The 25069-nt window shown below is 72.4% G+C and carries 18 protein-coding genes; 11 read left to right on the plus strand and 7 right to left on the minus strand.

From position 1 onward, the window contains the following. A partial coding sequence (locus tag LCD33_RS01590) for a polysaccharide deacetylase family protein (protein ID WP_224977442.1) occupies nt 1–934 on the plus strand: 934 nt, incomplete at its 5' end. A gap of 69 nt (nt 935–1003) precedes the next feature. Here LCD33_RS01590 and LCD33_RS01595 read toward each other — a convergent pair. Further along, nucleotides 1004–3025 carry a primosomal protein N' gene (locus LCD33_RS01595; protein WP_224977443.1) on the minus strand — a complete coding sequence of 674 codons (2022 nt, stop codon included), beginning with the start codon at nt 3023–3025 and terminating at the stop codon, nt 1004–1006. Between the two features lie 112 nt (nt 3026–3137). On the opposite strand from LCD33_RS01595, the gene LCD33_RS01600 reads away from it, so the two are divergent. Beyond that, nucleotides 3138–3605, plus strand: coding sequence for a tRNA (cytidine(34)-2'-O)-methyltransferase (locus tag LCD33_RS01600; protein WP_224960876.1), 468 nt, complete (start codon nt 3138–3140; stop codon nt 3603–3605). A gap of 103 nt (nt 3606–3708) precedes the next feature. Here the strand turns inward: LCD33_RS01600 and LCD33_RS01605 are convergent, their stop codons facing one another. Continuing rightward, a complete protein-coding gene (locus tag LCD33_RS01605) occupies nt 3709–4689 on the minus strand; it encodes a TerC family protein (RefSeq protein ID WP_224960882.1) in 981 nt (326 codons plus the stop codon). Nucleotides 4690–5252: 563 nt separating this feature from the next. On the opposite strand from LCD33_RS01605, the gene LCD33_RS01610 reads away from it, so the two are divergent. The 3 genes from LCD33_RS01610 (at nt 5253) to LCD33_RS01620 (ending at nt 10559) form a co-directional block, all read left to right on the plus strand. Continuing rightward, on the plus strand, nt 5253–8018 hold the full coding sequence (locus LCD33_RS01610) for an alpha/beta fold hydrolase (protein WP_374108138.1): 2766 nt from the start codon (nt 5253–5255) through the stop codon (nt 8016–8018). A gap of 656 nt (nt 8019–8674) precedes the next feature. Next, complete coding sequence (locus LCD33_RS01615) at nt 8675–9619, plus strand: ABC transporter permease (RefSeq protein WP_374108139.1); 945 nt, start codon at nt 8675–8677, stop codon at nt 9617–9619. Nucleotides 9620–9665: 46 nt separating this feature from the next. Next, nucleotides 9666–10559, plus strand: a complete 894-nt coding sequence (locus LCD33_RS01620) for a LysR family transcriptional regulator (protein WP_224960871.1) — start codon at nt 9666–9668, stop codon at nt 10557–10559. A gap of 213 nt (nt 10560–10772) precedes the next feature. Here the strand turns inward: LCD33_RS01620 and LCD33_RS01625 are convergent, their stop codons facing one another. Then, on the minus strand, nt 10773–11459 hold the full coding sequence (locus LCD33_RS01625) for a DUF6461 domain-containing protein (RefSeq protein ID WP_224977444.1): 687 nt from the start codon (nt 11457–11459) through the stop codon (nt 10773–10775). Nucleotides 11460–11705: 246 nt separating this feature from the next. Between LCD33_RS01625 and LCD33_RS01630 the strand changes: the two genes are divergently transcribed. The 4 genes from LCD33_RS01630 to LCD33_RS01645 all read left to right on the plus strand — a co-directional run bounded on the left by LCD33_RS01630 (nt 11706) and on the right by LCD33_RS01645 (nt 15907). Then, nucleotides 11706–12893 carry a CaiB/BaiF CoA-transferase family protein gene (locus LCD33_RS01630; protein WP_224960865.1) on the plus strand — a complete coding sequence of 396 codons (1188 nt, stop codon included), beginning with the start codon at nt 11706–11708 and terminating at the stop codon, nt 12891–12893. Between the two features lie 64 nt (nt 12894–12957). Then, nucleotides 12958–13695, plus strand: a complete 738-nt coding sequence (locus LCD33_RS01635; RefSeq protein WP_224960863.1) for an acetoacetate decarboxylase — start codon at nt 12958–12960, stop codon at nt 13693–13695. 14 nt (nt 13696–13709) lie between these two features. After that, nucleotides 13710–14675: a 3-hydroxyacyl-CoA dehydrogenase family protein gene (locus tag LCD33_RS01640; protein ID WP_224960861.1), complete on the plus strand. Its 966-nt coding sequence runs from the start codon at nt 13710–13712 to the stop codon at nt 14673–14675. A gap of 47 nt (nt 14676–14722) precedes the next feature. Continuing rightward, entirely contained in the window at nt 14723–15907 is a 1185-nt protein-coding gene (locus LCD33_RS01645) for an acyl-CoA dehydrogenase family protein (RefSeq protein WP_224960858.1), read from the plus strand. A 56-nt stretch (nt 15908–15963) separates the two neighbouring features. On the opposite strand, the gene LCD33_RS01650 is transcribed toward LCD33_RS01645, so the two are convergent. The 3 genes from LCD33_RS01650 to uvrB form a co-directional block, all read right to left on the minus strand. After that, on the minus strand, nt 15964–17514 hold the full coding sequence (locus LCD33_RS01650; protein ID WP_224977445.1) for a hypothetical protein: 1551 nt from the start codon (nt 17512–17514) through the stop codon (nt 15964–15966). 23 nt (nt 17515–17537) lie between these two features. Continuing rightward, complete coding sequence (locus LCD33_RS01655; RefSeq protein ID WP_224977446.1) at nt 17538–19439, minus strand: hypothetical protein; 1902 nt, start codon at nt 19437–19439, stop codon at nt 17538–17540. A 628-nt stretch (nt 19440–20067) separates the two neighbouring features. Next, nucleotides 20068–22224, minus strand: a complete 2157-nt coding sequence (gene uvrB / locus LCD33_RS01660) for an excinuclease ABC subunit UvrB (protein WP_224965954.1) — start codon at nt 22222–22224, stop codon at nt 20068–20070. A gap of 115 nt (nt 22225–22339) precedes the next feature. On the opposite strand from uvrB, the gene LCD33_RS01665 reads away from it, so the two are divergent. Both LCD33_RS01665 and LCD33_RS01670 read left to right on the plus strand, forming a co-directional pair. After that, nucleotides 22340–22936, plus strand: a complete 597-nt coding sequence (locus LCD33_RS01665) for a DUF402 domain-containing protein (protein ID WP_224960848.1) — start codon at nt 22340–22342, stop codon at nt 22934–22936. A 133-nt stretch (nt 22937–23069) separates the two neighbouring features. Then, on the plus strand, nt 23070–23549 hold the full coding sequence (locus tag LCD33_RS01670; RefSeq protein ID WP_224965953.1) for a hypothetical protein: 480 nt from the start codon (nt 23070–23072) through the stop codon (nt 23547–23549). Nucleotides 23550–23749: 200 nt separating this feature from the next. Here the strand turns inward: LCD33_RS01670 and coaE are convergent, their stop codons facing one another. Next, nucleotides 23750–24940 (minus strand): dephospho-CoA kinase, encoded by a 1191-nt coding sequence (coaE, locus tag LCD33_RS01675; RefSeq protein ID WP_224956378.1) that lies wholly within the window; start codon nt 24938–24940, stop codon nt 23750–23752. Nucleotides 24941–25069: the final 129 nt, after the last annotated feature.

Below are 25069 nucleotides of genomic sequence, written 5' to 3' on the forward strand. Positions count from 1 at the left end.
TGGTGGCTCCCGGTCGCCCTCCGCTCCCCCGCCCGCGCCGCCACCACCTCCGGCGCCGGAATCGGTGCGCGCCAACGAACTCGGCAAGGTCCCGGTGCTGATGTACCACCGGATCACCACCGAACCGAGCAGCGTCTACGACCGAACCCCGCAGGACTTCCGCGCCGCGCTGGAACGGCTCGCCGCGGAGGACTACACGCCGATCACCGCCAGCGAGTACGCGAGCGGCCGCATCGACATCCCCGCGGGCAGGCACCCGGTGGTGCTCACCTTCGACGACGGCTCCACCGGCCAGTTCGCCTTGGACGGCGCCGGGCGGCCCGCGCCGGACACCGCCGTGCGCATCCTGCTCGACACCGCCGCCGAGCACCCGGAGTTCCGGCCCACCGCCACCTTCTTCGTGTTCGACCCGCCGTTCGAGGACCCGGGCGGGAAGACCACGCTGCCGTGGCTGCACGAGCACGGCTTCGAGGTCGGCAACCACACCCTGGAGCACCCCAACCTCGGCCAGGTCGGCTCCGCGGAGGCGCAGCACCAGATCGCCGCCATGCAGCGGAAGATCGGCGAAGCGCTGCCGGACGTGCCGGTGCGCGCGCTGGCGCTGCCGCTGGGCGTGCACCCGGACGACGAGGCGCTCGCCGCGGACGGGAGCGCCGACGGCGTGACCTACCACCACGACGCGGTGTTCCTGGTCGGTTCCAACCCGGCGCGCTCCCCGTTCGACGCGGAGTTCGACGGGCAGAACATCCCGCGGATCCGCTCGCAGGCCGCCACCGGCGAGGAGGCCGAGTACGGGTCCACCCAGTGGCTGGACGAGCTGGCGGGCGACCCCGAGTCGCGCTACACCTCCGACGGCGACCCGGATCGGATCTCGGCGCCGAACTCCGCGTCCGCGGACCCGGCCCCCGGCCTGCCCGACCTCTACCGCTACTGACCCGGATGAGTGGCCCGTCCGCCGGCGGAACCGGGCGAGCGGGCCACTCACCTCGGGCGGGTCGGGTGGTCAGAGGAGTTCGAGCGGGTCGACCCGGACCTTGACCCGCTCGGCCGGTCTGCGGGAGGCGCGGACCGCCTGCGCCGCGTGCAGCGCGGCGGCGAGCTCGCGCCCCGCCGGACGGGTGACCCGCACCAGTGCGCGCTCCTGCTCGGAGCCGCCGTCCTCGTCGACCTCGCCCAGGGGCACCGGCCCCAGGACCTCGCCGGTGCCGGGCAGTTCCAGGTGGTCCAGCAGGTCGTTCACCGCCTCCGGCGAGCCGTCCACCGCGGCGACCCGCATCGCAGGCGGGAAGCCGAGCTCGGCGCGCCCGGCCAGTTCGATCGACGCGTGCCAGGCCGGGTCCCACCGCACCAGCGCCTGCACCGGTTGCAGCGTGGAATCGGCCATCACCACCACCCGGCCGCCGTCCCGCGCGGGGCGCACCATCGCCGCCGCCGCGAACCACAGGCGCAGCGCCTCCTCGGTGGCGCGCAGCTCCGGGCGGGACAGCAGGGTGCGCCCGTCCAGCAGCAGCGCCGCGCCGTAGCCGCCCTCGGCGACGGGTTCCGCACCGGGCGTGCACACGATCAACGCCGGTCCCGCGGGCACGCTGGAAAGGATCTCCCCACCGCCGGAGGTGCGGACCGCCACGCCGCTGAACGCCCGCCCGAGCTCCTCGGCGGTGCGACCCGCGCCGATGGCGATCGCCCGCAGCCGCCGCGAACCGCAGGACCCGCAGCGGAACGCGGCCTCGGCCGCCCCGCACCAGCGGCACGCGGCCGGTTTCGGCGCCCCGTCCTCGGTCCCGCCGGGCAGCCCCAGCGGACCGGCGCAGCGGCGGCAGCGCGCCTGCTCCCGGCAGTCGCCGCAGGCCAGCGCGGGCACGTAGCCGCGGCGCGGGACCTGCACCAGCACCGGCGCGCCCTCGCGCAGCGCAGCGCGAGCCGCGTCGAACGCCACCGACGGCAGCCGGGCCGCGCGGGCCGCCGGATCGCGGGCCAGCTGGGTGTCGTCGGCGCCGATCGCCACGACCCGCGGCGCGGCGGCCCGTACCTGGTCGCGGGTGCCGACGACCTGCTGCGCCCAGCCGGTCTCCACCAGCAGCGCGGCCTCCGCGGTGCGGGCGAACCCGGCGACGAGCACCGCGGCCCCCGCGGCGTGCGCCCGGTGGGTGAGCACGTCCCGCGCGTGCGGGTACGGCATCTGCGGGTAGCTGTGCATCGCGTCCCCGTCGTCCCACACCACGGCCAGCCCGAGGTCGTGCACCGGGGCGAACATGGCCGCCCGGGTGCCGACGACCACGCGCACCGCGCCGCGCAGCACCTTCAGCCACCGCTTGTACCGCTCCCCCGGCCCGAGTTCCGAGGTGAGCGCGACGACCCCGTCCTCGCCGACCGCGCGAGCGCAGGCGGCGTGCAGCCGGGTGACGTCGCGGTGGTCCGGCACCACCACGAGCACGCCCCGCCCGGCCGACGCGGCGGTGGCGGCGGCTTCGGCGAGCCGGTCGGTCCACTGCTCGCCGGGCAGCGCCTGCCACACCGCGCGGGCCGGTTTGCCCGCGTGCACGGCGTCCAGCAGCGCCGGTCCGCGCTGGTAGCGCTGCCACGCCGCGGTGTCCGGCCGTTCCGGGACGGGCGCGGGTTCGGCGACCTGCTTCTCGGCGCGCGCGTGCCGGGGCGGCACCGCGAGCCGCACCACGTCGGCGAGCATCCCGCCGTAGCGGGCGGCGACGGCGCGGCACAGCTCCAGCAGCCGCGGCGGCAGCACCACCTCGGAGGAGATCACCCGGTCCACCCACTGCAGCGTGCCGGTGAAGTCCGAGGACTCCTTGCGCTCCAGCAGGTACCCGTCGACGAGCTTGCCCCGGAACCGCACCCGCACCCGGCAGCCGACGGCGGCGGCCTCGTGCAGCCGGTCCGGGACCAGGTAGTCGAAGGTGCGGTCCAGGTGCGCGGGCAGCGACACCTCCACCAGCACGCTCGCCACCGGCAGCGTGGGGGCGGCCGTGCGCTCGGCCTTCGTCGTCGTGTTGGTCCCGCGCCCCGCCATGCGCACTTCTCTACCAGAGCGCGGCGACGGGCCCGCGCACCTGGTCGGCGATCCGGGCGGCGCCGAGGGGGTCACTACGATGCGGCGGGCAGCGAACGTGAAAGGACCCCGCGTGTTCGACGTCGTCTTCTACCACCCCGAGATCCCCGGCAACACGGGCAACGCGATCAGGATGGCCGCCGGTTCCGGCTGCGCGTTGCACCTGGTGCGGCCGCTGGGGTTCGACGTGGCGGACGCGCGGCTGCGCCGGGCGGGCCTGGACTACCGGGAGCGGGCGGTGCTGCGGGTGCACGACGACTGGGAGTCGCTGCTGGCGGAGCTGGATCCGCAGCGGGTGTTCGCGTTCACCACGGGCGCGACGACCTCGCTGGAGGAGGTCCGCTACCGGCCGGGCGACGTGCTGCTGTTCGGCCCGGAGTCGACGGGCCTGCCCGCGGAGGTGTCCGGTTCGGACCGGATCACCGACCGGGTGCGGATCCCGATGCTGCCGGGGATCCGGTCGATGAACCTGGCGAACTCGGCGGCCGTGGCGGTGTACGAGGCGTGGCGCCAGCAGGGCTACGCGATGCCCGCGGACTGATCGGCGAACCGGCCCGGACGCGGAACCGCGCGGCATCCCGGTCGTCGGATGCCGCGCGGTTCGCGGTCTCGATCTCGTCGGCGGCGCGGCCGCCGAGGCGGGATCAGGGCTTGGCCTCCGGCTCCGCCGGCTGCGCGGCCGCCTCGTCCTTGCGGGCCTTCGCCAGGCTGGCCACCGTGGTGATCACCAGCACGCCGATGATGACGCCCAGCGACATCCAGTTGTTGATGTCCAGCCACTCGGGCACCGCGTGGTACTCGTGCAGCGCGTGCACCACCAGCTTGATGCCGATGAAGCCGAGGATGATCGACAGCCCGATGTTGAGGTAGACCAGCTTGTCGACCAGCCCGCCCAGCAGGAAGTACAGCTGCCGCAGGCCCATCAGCGCGAACGCGTTCGCGGTGAACACCAGGAACGGGTCCTGGGTGATGCCGAAGATCGCCGGGATGGAGTCGACCGCGAACAGCAGGTCGGCGCTGCCGATGGCGACGATCACCACGAACATCGGGGTGAGGAAACGCTTGCCGTCGATCTTCACCACGGACTTGGTCTCGTGGTAGTCGTCGGTGACCGGGAAGACCTTCCGGACCCAGCGGACGACGATGTTCTCCTTGTACTCCTCGTCCTCGTCCTTGTTCCGGATCATGCCGATCGCGGTCCAGATCAGGAACGCGCCGAAGACGAAGAACACCCACACGAAGCGCTCGATCAGCGCGGCGCCGACGGCGATGAACGCGCCGCGCATCACCAGCGCCAGCAGGATGCCGATCAGCAGCACCCGGTGCTGGTGGATCGTCGGCACCGCGAAGCTCGACATGATCACCATGAAGATGAACAGGTTGTCGACGCTGAGCGAGTACTCGGTGATGTAACCGGTGAAGTACTCGATCGCGAAGTGCTGGTCGCCGAAGATCCACACGCCGATGCCGAAGACGATCGCGCAGGCGATGTAGAAGGTCACCCACCGAGCCGCCTCGCCGGTGGTCACCTCGTGCGGCTTGCGGTCGACGATCACCAGGTCGATCAGCAGCAGCAGGGCGAGACCGCCCAGCGTGGCCGCCCAGATCCACCAGGGCACGTGCATGGAATCGGCCGCTTCTTGAGCCTGCTGCGCCACCACGGTCAGCTCGGCACCCATCGATTACCTCCGGTTCAGGGCGTGCGCCGGGACCGGAGGTCTCTTCCACCGGCGAAAACGAGCCGGTCGACGGCACCGGGTCCCAACGGGAGCTTTCGGGGCAACCGGTGGGGCCGTGATGACGATGCCGCCGCGAAGGAATACTCCCCTCCACAACGTTGCCAAGATTGTCACTTATGCACTGCTTCGAACACCAGCCCGGGTTGATCGCCCCGAATGCAGCCGGAAGGCTACGGCGAGCTACCTAGGACAGCAATGCCCTGGTCACAGCATCACCCGAACCGGGGTACCGGTGTCGGCGTGTGAGCAAGGCCATCGGCTGCAGCAGCTCGACTCGAACGAACGGGCGATGGCCGTGGCCCACGGCGCGGTTATGATCGCCGCGCCCGCACTCGGGGATGCGGCAGCGCACCGAACGACACGACGATCGCGAGGGTGACGCCGCGGCGGACGGCCGGATTTCTGTTCGGTTGCTGCTTCATAGCGTCTTCGCCCTGGCCCGCCTCAGGATGAAACCGTTGCCGCCTCTTTCCCCTACTGTCGGGCCCGTGCCCCCGCTCCCCCGCCGCAGCAGGCCGTTCCTGCTGCTCATCGTGATCGTCGTGCTGCTGATCGCAGGGCTGGCGGCGCTCTGGTCCGGCGAGCCCCCCACTCCCGCCGCTCCGGAGCCGCGCCAGGCGCTGATCGACGTGCAGGACGGCCCGGGCGGCCAGGAGCGCATCCAGATCGATTCGACCCTCTACGCACCCGCAGCGACCCCGGCCCCGGCGGTGGTGATCGCCCACGGCCTCGGCGGCGACAAGACCGACGCGGACGCGCAGGCGCGGGAGCTGGTGCGGCGCGGGTTCGCGGTGCTGACCTACTCGGCGCGGGGATTCGGCGGCAGCAGCGGGCGGATCCGGCTCAACGCGCCGGAGTACGAGGTCTCCGACGCCCACCAGATCGTGGACTGGCTGGCCCGGCAGCCGGAGGTGCAGCGCGACGGCGAGAGCGACCCGCGGGTCGGATTCACCGGCGTCTCCTACGGCGGCGCGCTGAGCCTGCTGGTGGCGGGCAGCGACCCCCGGGTGGACGCCATCGCACCGGTGATGACCTACAACGACCTCGGCCAGGCGCTGCTGCCGAACGCGGCGGGCGGCGCGCCCCCGTCCGCGGACACCCCGGCGCACGGCACCGCCGGGCCGCAGGGCGTGTTCCGGCGCGCCTGGGCGGGGCAGCTGTTCTCCCCCGGTGGGCCGGCGCCCGCCGACGGGTCCTCGGTGGCCTGCGGGAACTTCGCCCCGGACGTGTGCGCGGCGTACGGCGAGCTGGCCCGCACCGGCCGCGCCTCCGCGGCCACCCGGCAACTGCTCGCCTCGGTCTCGCCGAGCTCGGTGACCCGCGACATCCGCATCCCGACGCTGCTCGCCCAAGGCACCCAGGACACCCTGTTCGGCCTGGACCAGGCCGATGCGAACGCCCGCCAGATCGCCGCCGCCGGCGGTGACGTGAGCGTGCTGTGGTTCGCCGGAGGGCACGACGGCGCCCCGCCCGGGCCGCGCGTGGAGGCCCGGATCGCCGACTGGTTCGCCTTCCACCTGGGCGTCGGCGAGGCGGCCGACCCCGGTGACCGGTTCCGGTTCGACATCGCGGGCAACTCCCGCGCGGACGGCGAGGTGCCGGTGCGCACCGCGTCCGCCCCGGATTACCCGGGGGTGCGCGCGGACCGCACCCCGCGGTTCTCGCTGGACCTGCACGGGCGGGCCACCTCGGTGCTCAACCCGCCCGGCGGTGCTCCGGGCGCGCTGAGCTCGTTGCCCGGGAAGCAGGGCCGCCGGGTCGAGCCCTACGACCTGCCGCGGCAGGTCGCGGTGTTCGGCACCGAGCCGATGTCCTCCCGGATGCTGATCTCCGGGGTGCCGCAGACCCGGCTGTCGGTCGCCGCCGAACCCGGCCAGCCCACCACCCGGGACGCGGTGCTGTTCGCGAAGCTCTACGACGTGGACCGCGAGGGCCGCCGCGAGCTGCTGGGCGACGCGGTCGCCCCGATGCACGTGACCGGCCTGCGCCCGGACGGCACGCCGGTGGAGGTGAACGTGGCGCTGCCCGGGGTGGTGCACTCGGTCGAGACCGGGCACCGGCTGGAGCTCGCCGTGAGCACCACCGACCAGGCCTACGCGGTGCCGACGGCGACCGCGGTGCACCGGGTGGACCTGGCGGGGCCGCGCGCGCTGTCGGTGCCCTCGGTGAAGGGCACCAGCACCAGCGACGGCGCGTTCCCCGCCGCCCCGGTCGCCGGGATCGCCGGGATCGCCCTGCTGGGCGGCCTCGGCTGGTTGATCACCCGGCTGCGCCGCGGCTACGCGCCGGCGACGGAGGCCGAGGTGACCGGGCCGCCGCTGGAGATCACCGAGCTCACCAAGACCTTCCCGCGCAAGGTCACCGCGCTGCGCGGTGCGTCGATGCGGGTGGAACGCGGGCAGATCGTCGGGTTGCTCGGCCCGAACGGCGCGGGCAAGACGACGACGCTGCGCCTGCTGCTGGGACTGCTGCACCCGACGTCCGGGGAGGTCCGCGTCTTCGGGCACCGGGTCGAGCCGGGCGCCCCCGTGCTGTCCCGGATCGGTGCGCTGGTCGAATCGCCCGGGTTCCCGCCGCACCTGACCGGGCTGGAGAGCCTGAAGCACTACTGGGCGGCGACCGGCAGGCCGATGCTGCAGGCGCGGTTCGACGAGGTGGTGCACATCGCGGGCCTCGGCGAGCACGCGCACCGGCGCACCGCCACGTTCAGCCAGGGCACCCAGCAGCGGCTGGCGATCGCGCAGGCCATGCTGGGGCTGCCCGACCTGCTGGTGCTGGACGAGCCGACGAACCGGCTGGACCCGCCGCAGATCCACCAGATGCGCGAGATCCTGCGCCGCTACGCGGCGACCGGTCGCTGCGTGCTGCTGTCCAGCCACCTGCTGTCCGAGGTGGAGCAGACCTGCACGCACGTGATCGTGATGCACCGCGGCGAGGTGATCACCTCGGGCAGCGTGGCCGAGATCGTGTCCGTGGACGGGCAGGCGACCTTCCGCGTCGACGACCCCGCGCGGGCCGCGGCGGCGCTGCGAGCGCTGGAAGGGCTCGGCGCGGTGGAGGTGGACGGCGACCTGGTGCACGCCGACCTGCGCGGGCACGACCGGTCCACCGCGGTGAACGCGCTGGTGGTCTCGGGGGTGTCGGTGGACCAGGTGGGTCCGCGGCGCAGGCTGGAGGACGCATTCCTGAACCTGGTCGGAGAGGAGCAGCGCTGATGGCGGAGCGGTCCACGGGCGGTACCGGGCCCGCGGCCCCGGACTCCTCGGCGGAGGAGCCGTGGGCGGCCGACGCGGCGCGCGGCGGCCGGGAGACCGAGCCGCTGTCGTCGGAGTCCGAGCGGCACCGGGCGGCGATCGCCCGCGCCCTGGAGTCCGGCGGCCTGCTCGGCGGGGACTCCGCGGAGCCGCGCGGGCAGCTGTGGGGTTCGGACGCGCTGCTGCCGGACGACCCGGAGCCGGACGAGCGGTCCGGCCCGGTGGAGCGCGACGACCTGGACTTCCCGGAGATCGGCCGCGGCGGATCCGCCGAACCCGGTACCGAGCCGGACGACGGCGCGGCCGCTCCCCTCCCGGAACGGGACTGGACCAGCCCCACCTGGGAACCGGACGAACCGAGGCCCACCGGGCCGGACCCGATCGCGCGGGACGCCACCGGTCCGGGCACGGCGGCGAGCGCGGCCGGGTCGACCCCGGCCGGGGGCACGACCGGCTCGGGCACGGCCGGCTCGGGCACGGCGGGAAGGGGCACCGGCCCGGGCACCGCCGGGAGCCCGGCCGGACCTGACCCGACCCGGAGCACCGGACCGAGCACGACAGGTGGCGGCACCCGCCGAACCGCCCGGAAGCACCCGCGTTCCGGTGTCGTCGAGAGCATCCCGGCCGCGGTGACCGAGGCGCCCGCGTCGAGCGGGGAGACGGCGTCGAGCGGGGAGACGGCGGCCGCGCTGCCGGTCAGCGCGCAGGACCCCACCCAGCCGGACGGCAGCGTGCAGGGCTACCAGGTGCGCCGGACGCTGCCGGTGCGGGTGGAGCTGGCCCGGCAGGCGGGCCGGCGGCGGACGCGGCTGGCGCTGGGTTTCCTGGTGCTGCTGCCGCTGCTGCTGCTCGCCGCGTTCGTGATCGGCGACGACGGCTCGGTGCCGCGGACCGCGGACCTGGCGGGGATGGCCACTTCCAGCGGGTTGAACTTCACCGCGTTCGCGATGTCCTCCTCGGCGGGGTTCCTGCTGGTCGTGGTGGTGGCGTTGTTCTTCGGCGACACGGTGGCCAGCGAGGCCTCCTGGTCGAGCCTGCGCTACCTGCTGGCCGCTCCGGTGCCGCGCGGGCGGCTGCTGCGGCAGAAGGCGGTGGTGGCGGCGCTGCTGTCGCTGCTGGGGATCGCGCTGCTGCCCGCGGTGGCGCTGGCGGCGGGCGTGTTCTGGTACGGCACCGGGGAGCTGGTGACGCCGAGCGGGAGCGTGCTGCCGTTCCCGGTGGGCCTGCTGACCGTGGCGCTGGCGGTGCTGTACCTGGCCGTGCAGCTGAGCTGGGTCGCCGGGCTGGCGCTGTGGTTGAGCGTGAGCACCGATGCGCCGTTGGGCGCGGTGGGCGGCGCGGTGCTGGCCTCGATCCTGTCGCAGATCCTGGACCAGATCTCGGCGCTGGGCGGGCTGCGTTCGTTCCTGCCGACGCACTACGCGTACGCGTGGGGGGACCTGCTGGCCGAGGAGGTCGATTGGACGAGCATGGCCAACGGGGCGTGCTCGTCGCTGGTGTACGCGGCGGTGTTCGTGCTGCTGGCGCACTGGAGCTTCCGGCGCAAGGACATCACCAGCTGATCGGGCGGCGCGGGGCGTGGCCGAACGGGGTAATAGGCTGCGACGCATGGAGGTGTTCCACCTGCGCTACTTCGCGGCCGTCGCCGAGAACCTGAGCTTCTCGAAGGCGGCGCGCCAGCTGCACATGGCGGTGTCGCCGCTGAGCAGGCGGGTCCGGGACCTGGAGCGCGAGCTGGGCGTGCGGCTGTTCGACCGCGATTCGCACAGCGTGCACCTCACCCCCGCGGGCAGCGCGCTGCTGCCGCTGGCCACCGAGGTGCTGACCCGGTTCGACGACATCCCGGGACGGCTGCGCCAGGAATTGGGGACGCAGCAGCGCATCGTGCACGTGGGCGTGCCGCCGGGCCTGCACCCGCGGTTGCGGGACCGGCTGCGCGAGTTCGACCGCACGGCGGGCTGCGAGGTGCGGCGCTGGCCGGGCGGCAGCCTGGACCTGGTGGACCAGGTGCGGCGCCGCGAGCTGGAGCTGGCACTGGTGCACCTGCCCGCGCACGCGGAGGGCGTGGAGGTGCGGGAGGTGATGCGGGAGCCGCTGGGCGCGGTGCTGCCCGCCGCCGAGTTCGCGGGCCGCGAGTCGGTGTCGCTCGCCGAGCTGACCGGCCACGTCTACGCCCGGCCCGGTTCGGGCCTGTCCCCGACGTACTTCGACCAGCTGGAGGTGCAGCTGGCGGCCGCGGGCATCCACCGCCGCACCACGCTGAGCACCAGGGATTACTCGGGCACCGGCGAGTTCGTGGCGAACGGCGGCGCGTTCGCGATCTCGATGCTCGACCCGCAGAACCAGATGGGCCGCCCGTGGGAGCACGACCGGGTGGTGGTGCTGCCGTTCGCGGACATCGACCCGGTGCTGGCGACCGGGCTGATCTGGCGCGCGGACCGCGCCGAACCGGGCGGCGAACTCGCCGACCTGGTCGCAGGAGCCCTCGAAGTCCTCTCGTGACCGGGGAGCCACCCCGGCGCAACGGCCCCGCATCGTTTTCCTGTCAGCGGCGAAGCCGCTGAGCTGACGACCACCCGAGCAACAGGACCACCCGCGGGTTCTCAGCCACTTCCTCGCGAGGACAGCGTTTTCTCCTGTGGCGGAGCCACCGGTGAAAACGATCCCGCAGCGAGGAAGCGGCTGAGGTTCCGCCACACCACCCCCACGCAACGGTCAGTCCAGTTCCACGGCGATCAAGTCCGCTGCGCGCAGTTCGTCGTAGGTCCAGTTCGCTCCGGCCAAGGCACAGGCCAGGCGGTCGAGGAAGGCGTGGTCGCGGCGGTCCGAGTAGTCCTCGTCGTCGTCCTCGTCGTCCTCGATGAGCTCGTCGAGGTTCCCGGCGGCGTCGATCGCGGCGCGCACGACCGCGGGCGCGTCCGCGGGCAGTTCGGCCACGTCGCTCTCCACGTTGTCGAAGTCGGTCTCGAACACCGGCTCCCCGTCCTCGGCGTAGCAGAGCCGGTTGAGGGCGTTGATGTCGATGTGCAGCGACACCGCCGGTCCGGGGGCCGCGGCGGAGAGCGCCGCGGCGGGGTCGTCGCCGAGGTCGTCGGTGGTGTTCGCGTCGTCCATGACGAAGGTCCAGCCGCGCACCCGCCCGGCCAGCAGCACGGTCTCCGCTTCGGAGTCGAGCACGGTGGCGGGCAGCGAGCGGGTGTCGAGTTCGGCCGGGGCTTCGGCGGGAAGCGCACAGGGCACGGCACGTGCCGGGTCGGCGCCGAGCACTTCCAGCGCGGCGGCGGGTTCGAGGTCCCGCACCAGGTAGAACATCAGGTGGTCGGGCCCGTACAGCGAGGTCGTCCAGACCGGACAGCCCTCGTCGTCCAGCGTTCCGGCGGGGAATCCCGGCGTGGTCAGCACTGCGCCTCCTCGGTTCGAGCGGTGTGCCGATCATTGTGGACGGCGGCACCGACAGCGGAGCGTCCGGCGGGGCCGCACGGGCGGACCGCTCCGGCGAAACCGCTGGTCAGCGCCCCGCAATGGCATGACCGCCGCGGTCACGCCGTTGTTCTCCGATCGGGCGCACCGATCGATTGCCCCTCCCGGAACCCGCTCGTAGCGTCGTTAGTGAAGCTAATGAAACCGCGCGAGAGGAAGTCCGCAGCCATGACAGCCCCCGCCGACGCACCCGCCACCTCGGGCCGGACCGGCCCGCTGGCAGGTGTCCGGGTCATCGACATGGCCACCGTGGTGATGGGCCCGTACGCGGCCCAGATCCTCGGCGACCTCGGCGCCGACGTCATCAAGATCGAGTCGCCGAAGGACACCGTCCGCAACGGCACCCTGCACCGCACCCCGGGCATGACGCCGCTGAACCTCAACGTCAACCGCAACAAGCGCAGCGTGGCGCTGAACCTGAAGGACGAAGCCGACCACGCCACGGCGCTGGAGCTCATCGGCGGCGCGGACATCCTCATCACCAACATGCGGATCGGCGCGCTGCGCAGGCTCGGCATGGACCACCAGAGCCTCGCCGAGGAGTTCCCGCACCTCATCTACGCGCATGCGCAGGGCTTCCGCCCCGACTCCGACCGCGCCGACCTCGCCGCCTACGACGAGACCGTGCAGGCCGCCTCCGGGCTGCTGGACCTCGCCGCGCGGTCCGGGGACATCGGCGCCCCCGTCGTGCTGCCCAGCATCTTCGCCGACAAGGTCGCGGCGCTGACCATCGTCTACACCGCGCTCGCCGCGCTGCACCACCAGCGCGCCACCGGCGAGGGTCAGCTGGTCGAGGTGCCGATGGCCGACACGCTGCTCGCGTTCAACCTGGTCGAGCACCTGCAGGGCGCCGCGTTCGAGCCGCCGATGGGCCCCACCGGGTTCGCCCCCTCGATGAACAAGGGGCACCGGGCCCGTCCCACCAAGGACGGCCACGCGATGATCATCCCCTACAGCCCGCAGAACTGCCGCGACCTGTTCCACGCGGCCGGGCGCTCCGACCTCGCGGAGGACCCGCGGGTCAACGGCGAGATCCTGGACGCCATCAACGACGGCGAAGCGCTCGCCGAGATGATCGAGTCGGTCACCCCGAACCTGACCACCGCCGAGTGGATCGACGTGTGCACCAAGCACAGCATCCCGGTCGGGCCGGTGCTCAAGCTCGACGACGCGGCAGCCGACGACTACGTCCGCGGCGGCCACCTGCTCGACCTGGCCGAGCACCCCAGCGAAGGCGCCTACCGGGCCATCGGGGTGCCGGTGAACTTCTCGGCCACCCCCGCCTCGATCCGCAGCCACGCGCCGCTGCCCGGCCAGCACACCGACGAGGTGCTGCGCGAGCTCGACCAGCGGTGAGCTTTGCCGCAGCACCCACCGGGGAATTCCACCTCCACCACCCGTGCACGAAGGAGACCGGTCGTTGAACCGCGAGCAGATCCTGCAGAGCCCCACCACGCCGCTCACCGCGCCCGCCTACGCCGCGGCGGTCCCCCGGTTCACCGACCGCGAATACCTCAACGTCGTGTACCGGACCGACCCGGAGGCGCTGCGTGCCGTGGTGCCGGAGCCGCTGGAGATCGATGAGCCGCTGGTGCGGTTCGAGATCATGAAGATGGGCGAGGTCACCTCGTTCGGCCCGTACGTGGAGTGCGGCCAGGCGATCCCGGTGCGCCTCGGCGCCGAGCGCGGCGAGTACCTGCACGCCATGTACCTGGACAACTTCGCCGCCACCGCCGCCGGTCGCGAGGCCAGCGCCTACCCGAAGGTGCTGGGTTCGCCCGCGTTGTTCCCCGACCAGGGGGCGCTGGTGGGCACCCTGGACTACGGCACGCAGCGGGTCGCCACCGCGACCATGGGCTACAAGCACCACCCGATGGACCTGGAGCGGGCGAAGGCCGAGATCACGGTGCCCTCGTTCATGCTCAAGATCGTCCCCGGCTACGGGCGGGAACCCCGGGTGTGCGAGCTGATCCGCTCGCAGATCACCGACATCACCGTCAAGGAAGCCCACACCGGCCCGGCCCGGCTCCAGCTGTTCGAGCACGTGCTGGCGCCGCTGGCGGACCTGCCGGTGCGCGAGGTCGTCTCCGCCAGCCACGTCGTCACCGACCTGACGCTCGGCGCCGCGACCCCGGTCCACGATTACCTCGCCGAGTGAAGGAGCGAAATCCCATGACGAGCAACGACCTCCGGTGGAAGTCGGTCGCGGTGGTCGGCGCGGGCACCATCGGCCTGTCCTGGGCCGCGCTGTTCGCCGCCCGCGGCATGCAGGTGCGGCTGACCGACCCGCGCGACGACCTGGCGCAGGTGCTCAGCGAGGCCGTCCCGTCGATCGCCGCGGGCATCCCGGGCGCCTCGGCCGCCGACCTGCTCGGCCGCATCGAGGTGACGTCCTCGATGCCGGAGGCGGTGCGCGGCGTCGACCTGGTGCAGGAGAACGGCCCGGAGCGGCTGGACTTCAAGCAGGAGCTGTTCGCCGAGATCGCCGAGCACGCCCCCTCCCGCGCGGTGCTGGCCTCGTCGAGCTCCGGCATCGTGGCCACCGACATCGCCGAGCAGCTGCCCGCCGAGGTGGCGGCGCGGGTGCTCATCGCGCACCCGTTCAACCCGCCGCACGTGGTGCCGCTGGTCGAGGTGGTGCCGGGCGAGCGCACCGGCGAGGACGTGGTGCGGGCGACGGTCGAGTTCTACCGCGAACTCGGCAAGACCCCGGTGCGGTTGCACAAGGAGGTCCCCGGCTTCGCCGCGAACCGGTTGCAGGGCGCGATCATGCAGGAGGCCATCAGCCTGGTGCTGGACGGCGTCGTCTCGGCGTCCGAACTGGACACCGTGATGAAGGCGTCGCTCGGCGGCCGCTACGCCACGATCGGCCCGTTCGAGAGCTTCCACCTCGGCGGCGGTCCCGGCGGGATCCGGCACATGATGGGCCACCTCGGGCTGCGGATGGCCGAGCAGTGGAAGGGGCTGGGACGCCCCGAGCTGACGCCCGCCGCCGTCGAGGAGCTCGTCGGCCAGATCGAATCCGCCTACGGGTCCGGTCCGCACGCCTACCTGGAGCGCTCCGAAACCCGCGACCGCAAGCACAACGCCATCAACGCCGCGCTGGACGCGGAAGCGGACGGCGCCGACCAGCACTGACCGGCCGGGGCGCACGCCGCCCCGCCACTCGCAGAGAGAGGGCCACGATGCCCAAGAAGATCAGCACCGACCCGGACTTCTTCGGCTACGCCGAGCTGCTCAGCGACTCCGAGCGCGCCGAACTCGCCGAGATCCGCGACTACCTGCAGCGCGAGATCGCCCCGCTGGCCAACCCGGCCTGGGACAAGGCGGAATTCCCGTTCGAGGCCATCGAGAAGTTCGCCAAGCTCGGCCTCGCCGGCTACCAGTACCCCGAGCACGGCGACGGCAAGGAGCGCAGCTCCCTGTTCCCCGGTTTCCTCAGCATCGAGCTCAACCGCATCGACCCGTCGCTGGCCGTGTTCTCCGGTGTCCACACCGGACTCGCGATGGGCAGCATCCAGGGCGGCGGCGACCAGGAGCAGCGGGACCGCTGGATGCCGGACATGGTCGCCATGCGCAAGATCGGCGCGTTCGCGCTCACCGAACCCGAGGGCGGATCCGACGTCGCGGGCGGCATGCGCACCACCGCGCGGCGCGAAGGCGACGAGTGGGTGCTCAACGGCGCCAAGCGCTGGATCGGCAACGGCACCTTCGCCGACCTCATCGTGGTGTGGGCCCGCGACGAGGCCGACGGCCAGGTGAAGGGATTCGTCGTCGGCAAGGACACCCCCGGCGTCACCGCCACCAAGATCGAAGGCAAGATCGCGCTGCGCACCGTGCAGAACGCCGACCTCGTCTTCGAGGACGCGCGGGTGCCGGAGGCCGACCGGCTGCAGAACATCAACAGCTTCCGGGACACCGCGAAGGTCCTCGCCCGCACCCGCGGCGGCGTCGCCTGGCAGGCGCTGGGGCTGGCGATGCGCGCCTACGAGCTCGCCCGCGAGTACGCGGTGAGCCGCGAGCAGTTCGGCAAGCCCATCGGCGGGTTCCAGATGATCCAGGACCTGCTGGTGAAGATGCTCGGCAACATCACCGCCATGTTCGGCATGGTGGTCCGGCTCAACCAGCTCACCGAGCAGGGTGAGGCGGGCGCCGAGCAGGCCGCGCTGGCCAAGGCGTTCACCACCACCCGGATGCGCGAGGTCGTCGCCTGGGCGCGGGAGCTGTTCGGCGGCAACGGCATCGTCCTCGACTACGAGGTCGCGAAGTTCTTCGCCGACGCCGAAGCGGTCTACTCCTTCGAGGGCAGCCGGGAGATGAACACCCTCATCGTCGGCAAGTCCATCACCGGGCTCAGCGCCTTCGCGTGAGGTGGTGCGGCGCGGCGCCCGGGGCTGCAGCCCCGGGCGTTCGCGTGCGACTCGGGTCAGCCCGGGTAGTTGCGCACGGGTGTCCGCTCCTGGTCCTCGATCTCCACGATCTGGATCGCCCGACCGCGCGGCTCACCGGTGTCCTCGTCGAAGTAGAAGGAATCACCCGCGCCGTCGATCTGGTAGTTCGGACTGATGTGACCGCCGATCCGCCCGCGCACCGAGTTCGGCGTCGGGACCGCCTGCTGATCGCCCTGGACGGCCTCCGCGATGCCCGCGGCCGCGACCTTCATCGCGTCGTACTCCATGATCGCCCAGCCGTTGGCGAGACGTGCCGGGTCGGCGAACCTCTCCCGGAACTCGCCGAACCGCTTCGCGGCCTGCGGGTTGAACCCAGGTGACCCGAGCGCATCCGGGTCCGCCAGCGCCGCGTAGACCACCCGGACGTCGGCGGGCACGTCCGCCGGGTCCAGACTCGCGGCGTCCGAGCCGGTGATCACCGTGGTGTGGCGCGGGCAGTCCGCCGCCAGCTGCTTCAGGAACGGCAGCAGTTGCGAAGACCGACCCCCGTACAGCACCGCGTCACCCTCGTTCGAGCACGCGCGCTTCGCCGCATCCTCCAGCGAGAACGCGATCTCGCCCTCGCCGGCGTCCCCGGCGAACGTGATCGGGAACCGGTCCACCCCGTTCCCGAACGCGTCCTGCAGGGCGTTCGCCAGGCCGACCGTGTAGAAGTCGTCCCGGTTGAGATCCTTGACCAGCTGGTAGGACGACGTCCCCCGCTCGTCCGCGAGCTGCTCCGCCAGCGCTTCCGCCTCCCGCCGGTTGTTCGGGCTGACGAGGAAGAACCCGTCGATCCGACCGCTCGGCACGTCCTCCCCGGCGTCGAACCCCTCCACCACCCCGCGCGCGTTCAACCCGTTGGCGGTGAGCACCGCGCCCACCATCGGGATCTCGGCGTCCGCGAGCGCGTGCGCCCCCAGCAGGGTCTCCTTGGTGCTCACCCCGAGCCCGGTGACCGCGACCAGCGGGGACTCCGCCGCGGTGCGCCGCTTCAGCTGATCGACGACCGGCGCCCACCCCTGCTCGCCGGATCCCTCGTTGGCGACCACGACCTGCAGGGCAGGGCCCTTGGGGTCGTCGTTGACGTCCTGCTGCGCTTGGGCCGCGCCTTCGAGCAGGTCGCGCACCTGGTCTTCGGACGCGGCCCCGAAGGCGCGCTTCGGCACCGGCGTCAGCACCCCCACCGTCACCGTGGCGCGGTTCGGGTCGGCCGCGGCCTCCCGGTTCTGCCGGTCGATCCTGGTCATCACCGGGCTCAGCGCGTCGACGCCGAAGTTCGACGACGCCGACACGCCCATGCACTCCGCGGCGCCCGCCTCGTCCTCGGGGACGCCGGCCGCGCGCAGCTCGGCCGGTCCCACCCAGTCGCCCGAGCCGCAGTGCGCGTACGACACCGCTCGCCACCCGTTCTGGTAGACCGCCACCACCACGCCGCACACCAACGCGGCCGCCAGGAGCGCGGCCAGCCGGCGCCACCACCGCCGCCGGGTGGACTCCCGGTGCGACGGCGGCCGGGTGAAGCTCGTATCCAGCACCGCGTTCACAGCTTCCTCCTGCACCCCGGTGTTCACCGGTACCTGTCCGCCTCGGCCCGCAGCACCGGGAGGCCGTCGCGCGCGTACGGCGCGACGTCGTCGAGGTCGACTGCGATCTCGCTGTTCAGCTCGTGCTTGCGGGCGCCGCCGAGCGGGTCGGCCGCCACCCACTTCGCGGCGACGAGCCGGGCCAGCGGGGCCACCGGCAGGTCGCGCGGCATGACCCACCTGGTCAGGTCGCGGACGCGCTCGCCGGGGGCTTGCGCGCTCGTGCTCCGGCTGGGCGCCGAGCACACCGATCCCAGGAGAGCCAGCCAAGCCACGGCGTCCATCTGGTCCAGCTGGTCCGCGAGCCGCCGCGTCACCTGCTCGACCTCGCCGAGGGCCAAGGCGAAGTGCAACTCCCCGGCCAGGTCCTGATCCTGCTCGCAGCGGCTGCGCAGCCAGCGGTGCACCGACTCCCAATCGGCGCGCTCGCCCGGGCCGCGGGCGGCGAGCCTGCGCAGCAGCAGCCTGCGCAGCACCGGGACCATCACCTGGTCCGCGTCGACGGAGCACGGCCACCACGCCGCTTCGAGCACCACCGGCCGCGGGTCCGCCGAGGCCAGCATCGGCCGGTACTCGGCCAGCAGCTGTCCCTCCGCGAAGTTCCGCGCCGCGGAGCAGGTGATCAGATCTTCCAGGCCGGTCAGCGGAACGCCGCGCAGGAACGCCTTCAGCGCGAGGGACTCCACCCGGTCCGCACCGGCCCCGGCAGTCAGCGGCCCCACGAGCAACCCGTGCAGGTCGGCCGGGTCCGCGCCCTGCTCCGCGATGGCGTCCAGCAACATCCGGGTGGTGCGCGCGTGCCCGTGCGCGAAGCCGTGCAGCATCGCGACCGCGCGCCGGGAGTTGTCCAGCACCGGGCTCAGCGGCGCCGCCATGTCGGCGACCGCGTCCGCGCTGAGGTCGCCGAGCAGCACCGGGTACGAACCGTGCCTGCGGTGCTGCGCCGAGCGCGCGAGGTGGTCGGCGTAGCCCGCGCCGTCGATCGGTACCGGCCCGCCGCGCGCGAGCGGGTCGACGTGCGCGGTGGCCACCGCGGTCAGCGGATCCGGGTCCTCGGCCGCGGCCGTCCCGCGCCGCCGGCGCGCGGCTTCCAGTCCCCGCAGCAGTTCCGGTACGGCGTCCGCATCGTCGAGCAGCACGGCGCAGTTCAGCGTGCGGCGATCGGCCGTCCACCCGCTGCGGAACCCGTTCCGCAGGTCCGCCAGGAACGCGGCCCACAGCACTTCGCCCACTTCCTGCGCGACGTCCGGCACGTCCGCGCGGGCCTTGCGGTTGAGGTCGACCAGCACGTCCACCGGATCGCGGTCCAAGCCCCGGTCCTGGTGCCCGTACCAGGCCCGTTCGTCGCCCCACTGCCACCGGGCGCGCCGCAGCGCGTTGATGCCGGTCAGCACCAGGTCCGGCAGGTTCCCGCCCACCGCGGCGGCCGTCCCGCCGGCGAGCGAGGCCAGGAATCCCGGCGGATCGCTGATCTTCGGGTAGGTGGCCAGCGACTCCTCGACCTGCCTGCGCGCCGCGGGCCGGCTGGTGGGGTCCAGGCGCGGCCCGAGCGCGAGGTGCCCCGCGATGAACCGGGGGAACTCCAGCATCCCGTAGCCCTTGCAGGGCCTGCTCAGCTGAGCGGCGAGGTCCGCCAGCACCCGCGGCACCGGTGAACCGTCGATCCGCGCGCAGTCCAGCCGGGCGCACGGCACGTTGCCGTCCATCCGGGCCGCGAGCTCGTCGAGCAGCGCCGTCTTCCCGGTACCGCTGGTACCGCAGAAGACGAGGACGGGAACCGGCCGGCTCACCGGGATGCCGCCGCGTTCCGGGCGCACCAGGAATTCCCGGACCAACCGCAGTTCCCGCTCGCGTCCGCACAACGATCTGCTCGCGTGCCGCACCATGAGATCCCCCGATCCGCGCTGCACGACTCCCCCGGTCAATTCCCCACCGCACCCGGAAGAGCGAGAAAAGGAGATTACAAAGATCCGGACCGAGCGGTCAACGCTCTTTTACCGGAAAGACGATACCGCCGGGCGGTGAAACCCGATCGGGCCAATGCGCAGCCACCCGGACCACCCGCGGAGCAGCGCGAACCCGCCCGCGCGCACAATTCGACCACCCCGAAGGGGAAAGATCTACAACGTCATCAAGATCGGAAATTGCCGCCGTCGAATGCGCGCACATTCACGACGGTCATATTCCACGAACACGAACGACGAGAACGACCCGCCGGACGAAAGCGCCGAAAGCGAGCGCAGCGACGCTCTCATCCCCGGTGTCCCTGGCCGGCGAACCAGTCGATATGACAGCCCCGTCGAAACCGGCGTTCCGCGCCGCCGCGGAGCGCCACTTCCCCCTCGAACGACACGTCACGATGCCGAGCGCCCGCGCCGATCCCCGGTCGGAGCCGTCCTGTTCCACGACGAGCCCGCTGCGAACGCGCGCCGCCGGACACCACCGACGGCCAAGGGCTCGGCGACGGATCGCCGCTGGCCCTGACCCCGCCCGCTCCGGCGCGGGCGGCGGGTCCTACTTGATCCCGGCCGCGTCCATGCCGCGCAGCTCCTTCTTCAGGTCGTGGATCTCGTCCCGCAGCCGCGCGGCCAGCTCGAACTGCAGCTCCCGCGCCGCGTTCATCATCTGGTCGTTGAGCTGCTGCACCAGGTCCGCCAGCTCCGCCCGCGGCATCGAGCTCGTGTCGCGGCCCTCCAGCACCCCGGACGAGGCCACCGCCTCACCGCTGGGCTTCTTGCCGCGCGAGGAGTTGCGGCCGGAACCGCCGACCGCCACCGACTCCTCGGTGTCCTCCGACTCGGTGTAGACGCGGTCCAGGATGTCGGCGATCTTCTTGCGCAGCGGCTGCGGATCGATGCCGCGCTCGGTGTTGTAGGCGATCTGCTTGGCGCGGCGCCGGTTCGTCTCGTCGATGGCGTGCTGCATCGAATCGGTGATCTTGTCCGCGTACATGTGCACCTGGCCGGAGACGTTGCGCGCCGCGCGCCCGATCGTCTGCACCAGGCTCGTCCCGGAGCGCAGGAAGCCCTCCTTGTCGGCGTCCAGGATCGCCACCAGCGACACCTCCGGCAGGTCCAGGCCCTCCCGCAGCAGGTTGATGCCGACCAGCACGTCGAACTCGCCGAGCCGCAACTGCCGCAGCAGCTCCACCCGCCGCAGCGTGTCCACCTCCGAGTGCAGGTAGCGCACCCGCACGCCGAGCTCCAGGAAGTAGTCGGTGAGGTCCTCGGCCATCTTCTTCGTCAGCGTCGTGACCAGCACCCGTTCGTCGCGCTCGGCGCGGTCCCGGATCTCGCCGACCAGGTCGTCGATCTGGCCCTCGGTCGGCTTCACCACCACCTCCGGGTCGACCAGTCCGGTCGGGCGGATCACCTGCTCGACGAACTCGCCGCCGGCCCGCCCCATCTCGTACGGGCCGGGCGTCGCCGACAGGTACACCGTCTGCCCGATGCGGTCGGCGAACTCCTCCCAGGTCAAAGGCCGGTTGTCCATCGCGCTGGGCAGCCGGAAGCCGTGCTCGACCAAGGTGCGCTTGCGGGACATGTCGCCCTCGTACATGCCGCCGACCTGCGGCACCGTCTGGTGCGACTCGTCGATGACCAGCAGGAAGTCGTCCGGGAAGTAGTCCAGCAGCGTCGCGGGCGCCGTGCCCGCCTCGCGGCCGTCGATGTGCCGCGAGTAGTTCTCGATGCCGGAGCAGAAGCCGACCTGGCGCATCATCTCGATGTCGTACTGGGTGCGCATCCGCAGCCGCTGGGCTTCGAGCAGCTTGTTCTGCTTCTCCAGCTTCGCCAGCTGCTCCTCCAGCTCGCCCTCGATGCCGCGGATCGCCTTCTCCATCCGCTCCGGCCCCGCCACGTAGTGGGTCGCCGGGAAGATCCGCACCTCGTCGACCTCGCGGACGATCTCGCCGGTCAGCGGGTGCAGGTAGTAGAGCCGTTCGATCTCGTCGCCGAACAGCTCGACGCGCACCGCCAGCTCCTCGTACGCCGGGATCACCTCGACCGTGTCGCCGCGCACCCGGAACGTGCCGCGCGCGAACGCGATGTCGTTGCGGGTGTACTGCACGTCCACCAGCGCCCGCAGCAGCATGTCCCGGTCGATCTCACCGCCGACCTCCAGCGGGATCGACCGGTCCAGGTACGACTGCGGCGTGCCCAGGCCGTAGATGCACGACACCGAGGACACGACCACGCAGTCCCGCCTGCTCAGCAGGTTCGAGGTCGCCGAGTGCCGCAGCCGCTCCACGTCCTCGTTGATCGACGAGTCCTTCTCGATGTAGGTGTCGGTCTGCGGGACGTACGCCTCCGGCTGGTAGTAGTCGTAGTAGCTGACGAAGTACTCGACGGCGTTGTCCGGGAAGAACTCCCGCATCTCGTTCGCCATCTGCGCCGCGAGCGTCTTGTTCGGCTCCAGCACCAGCGTGGGCCGCTGCAACCGCTCGATGAGCCACGCCGTGGTCGCCGACTTGCCGGTACCCGTCGCGCCCAGCAGCACCACGTTCGCCTCACTGGCCTTGATCCGCCGTTCCAGGTCGTCGATCGCCGCAGGCTGGTCGCCGGACGGGTCGTAGTCACTGACCATGCGGAAGCGGCCACCGGTGCGCGGGATGTCGCTGACCGGCCGGAAGGTGGTGTCGGCCGGGGTCGGGTACTCAGTCGCGAAAGCCACGTCCCCGAGGGTACGAGCCCCCACCGACACCGTGCCGCCGGCCGAGGCGCGCACCACCTCCCGCCCCGGATTTCAACCCTGCCGCCGCACCCCGGACCCGACCTACAGTGGCGGGGTGACCACGCAACGCGAGATCGCAGAGCGCCTCGGACTGCCCGTGCACCCGCCGAAGGTCGAACTGTTCGACGTCGAAGCGGGGACCAACACCGATCCCAAGAGCATCGTCCGGGACGTGGACGAATACCGGCTCGAACCGTTCGGCCTCTACCTCCGCCGCGGAATGCCCGCCCACCCGAGACTGCGGGCGCTGCAATCCTGGTTGCTGCCCGAGCACGACCTCCGCATCACCCGCTGGGAACACCACCCGGGCCGCGCGGACGGCTGGGACTACTACGTGGACGTCGCCCGCATCGAACCCGGACCGCGGTGGTGGCGCTCCGAGGACCACTACCTCGACCTGCTCGTCGCCGACGGCCGCGAAGCGCAGTTGATCGACGTCGACGAGTTCCTGCTGGCCGTGCGGTCGGAACTGCTCGACGAGCGGACCGCGGAACGAGCCATGCGCGCCGCCTGCACCGCGTTGGAAGGGCTCGCCAGGCACGGGAACCGGCTGGACGACTGGATGCGGGAACTCGGCATCGAGCTGTCCTGGTCCGGGCAATCCACCCACGATCCCGTGGCCCGGCCGTCGCTCGTACCGCCGAATCGGTGATGGCCCGCGCACGGGCCGAATCGATATCCGACGAGGACGGGAAAGTTATGTTAAAGAACGGTGCTGACGATCGCGGGCCTCGAAAACGACGCTACTGTCTGAAGTCGTGGGCGCCGTAATCACTCCTCAGCTGGTGGACACCATCGATCTGTTCGCTGCGCAGCGTTCGCATTCTTCGGGCGCCGTCGTGCCCTTGGATCGATGCCAGGTGGAGCACTGGGGGCTCTCCCTCGAATACGCGACGCCCGAGGATCCCGCGCACGAAGGCGAGGTCACCTGGCTGATGCCGGACCTCGGCCTGCGGCTCACCCGCCGCCGGTCCCGGCGCAGGCACTCCCGGCGGGAACCGAGCATGCTCACCGTCGTTCACGTCGAACGCGACACCCGATCGTGGACGGTGACCGATCTGCTGCTCGGCCTGCAGGTCCCGGACCACGGCTCCGCGCGCATCGTGCAGGCCGAGGAGTTCGCCACCGCCATCTCCGCCGGCATGATCCGGCTCAGCGAAGCCGACTACGCGCTGCGCACCGTGCACCGGACCTTCGAGGAGATCAGCAGGCACCGGGACATCAACCAGTGGCTCGCCCACCGAGGCATCTTCGAACTCTGGTGAGTTTTTCTGGTCTTCTTGGCATCGGGGCGGGTGGCGGAACCTCAGCTGCTCCCTCGCTGCGGGATCGTTTTCACAGGTGGCTCCGCCACATGAGAAAACGCTGTCCTCGCGAGGAAGCAACTGAGAACCCGCGGGTGGTCCTGCTGCGTGCGTGGTCGGCGACTCAGCGGCTTCGCCGCCGACAGGAGAAAGATCTGGTTTCAGTCCTGGGGTGGGGTCCAGTTGGTTCGGTCCGCCCATTCCTGGGCTTTCGGAAGTGCGGTGGGGAACCACGGTTCCTTGGCCGCCGCGTAGGCCTCGGGAGTGTCGTGGCGGGCCGCGAGGTCGCGCTTCACGGCCAGGTAGTCCGCGCGCGCCTCCGGCTCCGCCCGCAACCAGTCCCGCAGCAGCAGCGCCACCCGCCAACCCGGCCCGCCGTGCACCCGCACGTGCAGGTTCACCGGACGTCCCGGGTCCGCCGAGTTGTGGTAGCGCTTGAGCCAGTGCTCCGGCTCCGGGTCGAAGGGGTGCGGGTTGTCCCGCTGGATCCCGTCGTCGGCCGGGAAGCCGGCGTCGGCCAGCGCCTCCGCGATCGCATCGGCCTCGGCCAGCGACCGCACCGACAGCTGCAGGTCGATGACGTCCTTCGCCGGGAACCCGGGCACCGAGGTCGAACCGACGTGGTCGATCCGCAGCCCGGCCTCACCCGCCGCGCGCAGCACCCGGGCGCCGAGCCGGCGCGCGGTGCGCGGCCACTCCGGGTCGGGTTCGGCGAGCACCGGCGGCTTCCGCGGCGGCCGCTGCCGTTCGCGCACCCCGCGCTCGTAGGGCACCAGCCGGTCGAACCACAGCCGGTCCACCTCGGCGATCAGGTCCTCGACCGGGCCCGTGTTGTCCAGCCACACATCGGCGGCCTCCCGGCGCTGCTCGTCGGTGGCCTGCGCGCGGATCCGCGCTCGCGCGTCCGCCGCGTCGAGGCCGCGCCCGGTCAGCCGCCGCACCCGCTCCTCCTCCGGAGCGTCCACGATGATCACCAGGTGGTAGTTCGCCGCGTAGTCGTTCTCCACCAGCAGCGGGACGTCGTGCACCACGACCGCGTCCGCCGGGGCCTGCGCCATGCGCTGCGCGGTGAGCTCGCCGATCTTCGGGTGGGTGATGGCGTTGAGGTCGGCGCGGGCCTGCTCGTCGGCGAACGCGACGCGGGCCAGCGCGGGGCGGTCCAGCGCGCCGTCCGCGGTGCGGATCTGCGGCCCGAACCGCTCGACCAGTTCCGCCAGCCCCGGGCTGCCCGGTTCGACGACCTCGCGGGCCAGCCGGTCCGCGTCGATCAGCACCGCGCCCAGCTCCACGAGCCGCGCCGCCACCGTCGACTTGCCCGACCCGATCCCGCCGCTGAGGCCCACGCGCAACATGCGCCCCATCCTGCCAGCCCCCGGACGTGGGGGGGGGGGGGGGGCCCCCCCCGGGGGGCGGGGCGGGGGGGGGGGGGGGCGGGGGCGCGGGGGGGGGGCGGGCCCGCCGGCGACCGCGCACGCCGGGCG

It is taken from the genome of Saccharopolyspora sp. 7B, from assembly GCF_020177435.1.
Lineage (GTDB): Bacteria > Actinomycetota > Actinomycetes > Mycobacteriales > Pseudonocardiaceae > Saccharopolyspora_C > Saccharopolyspora_C gregorii.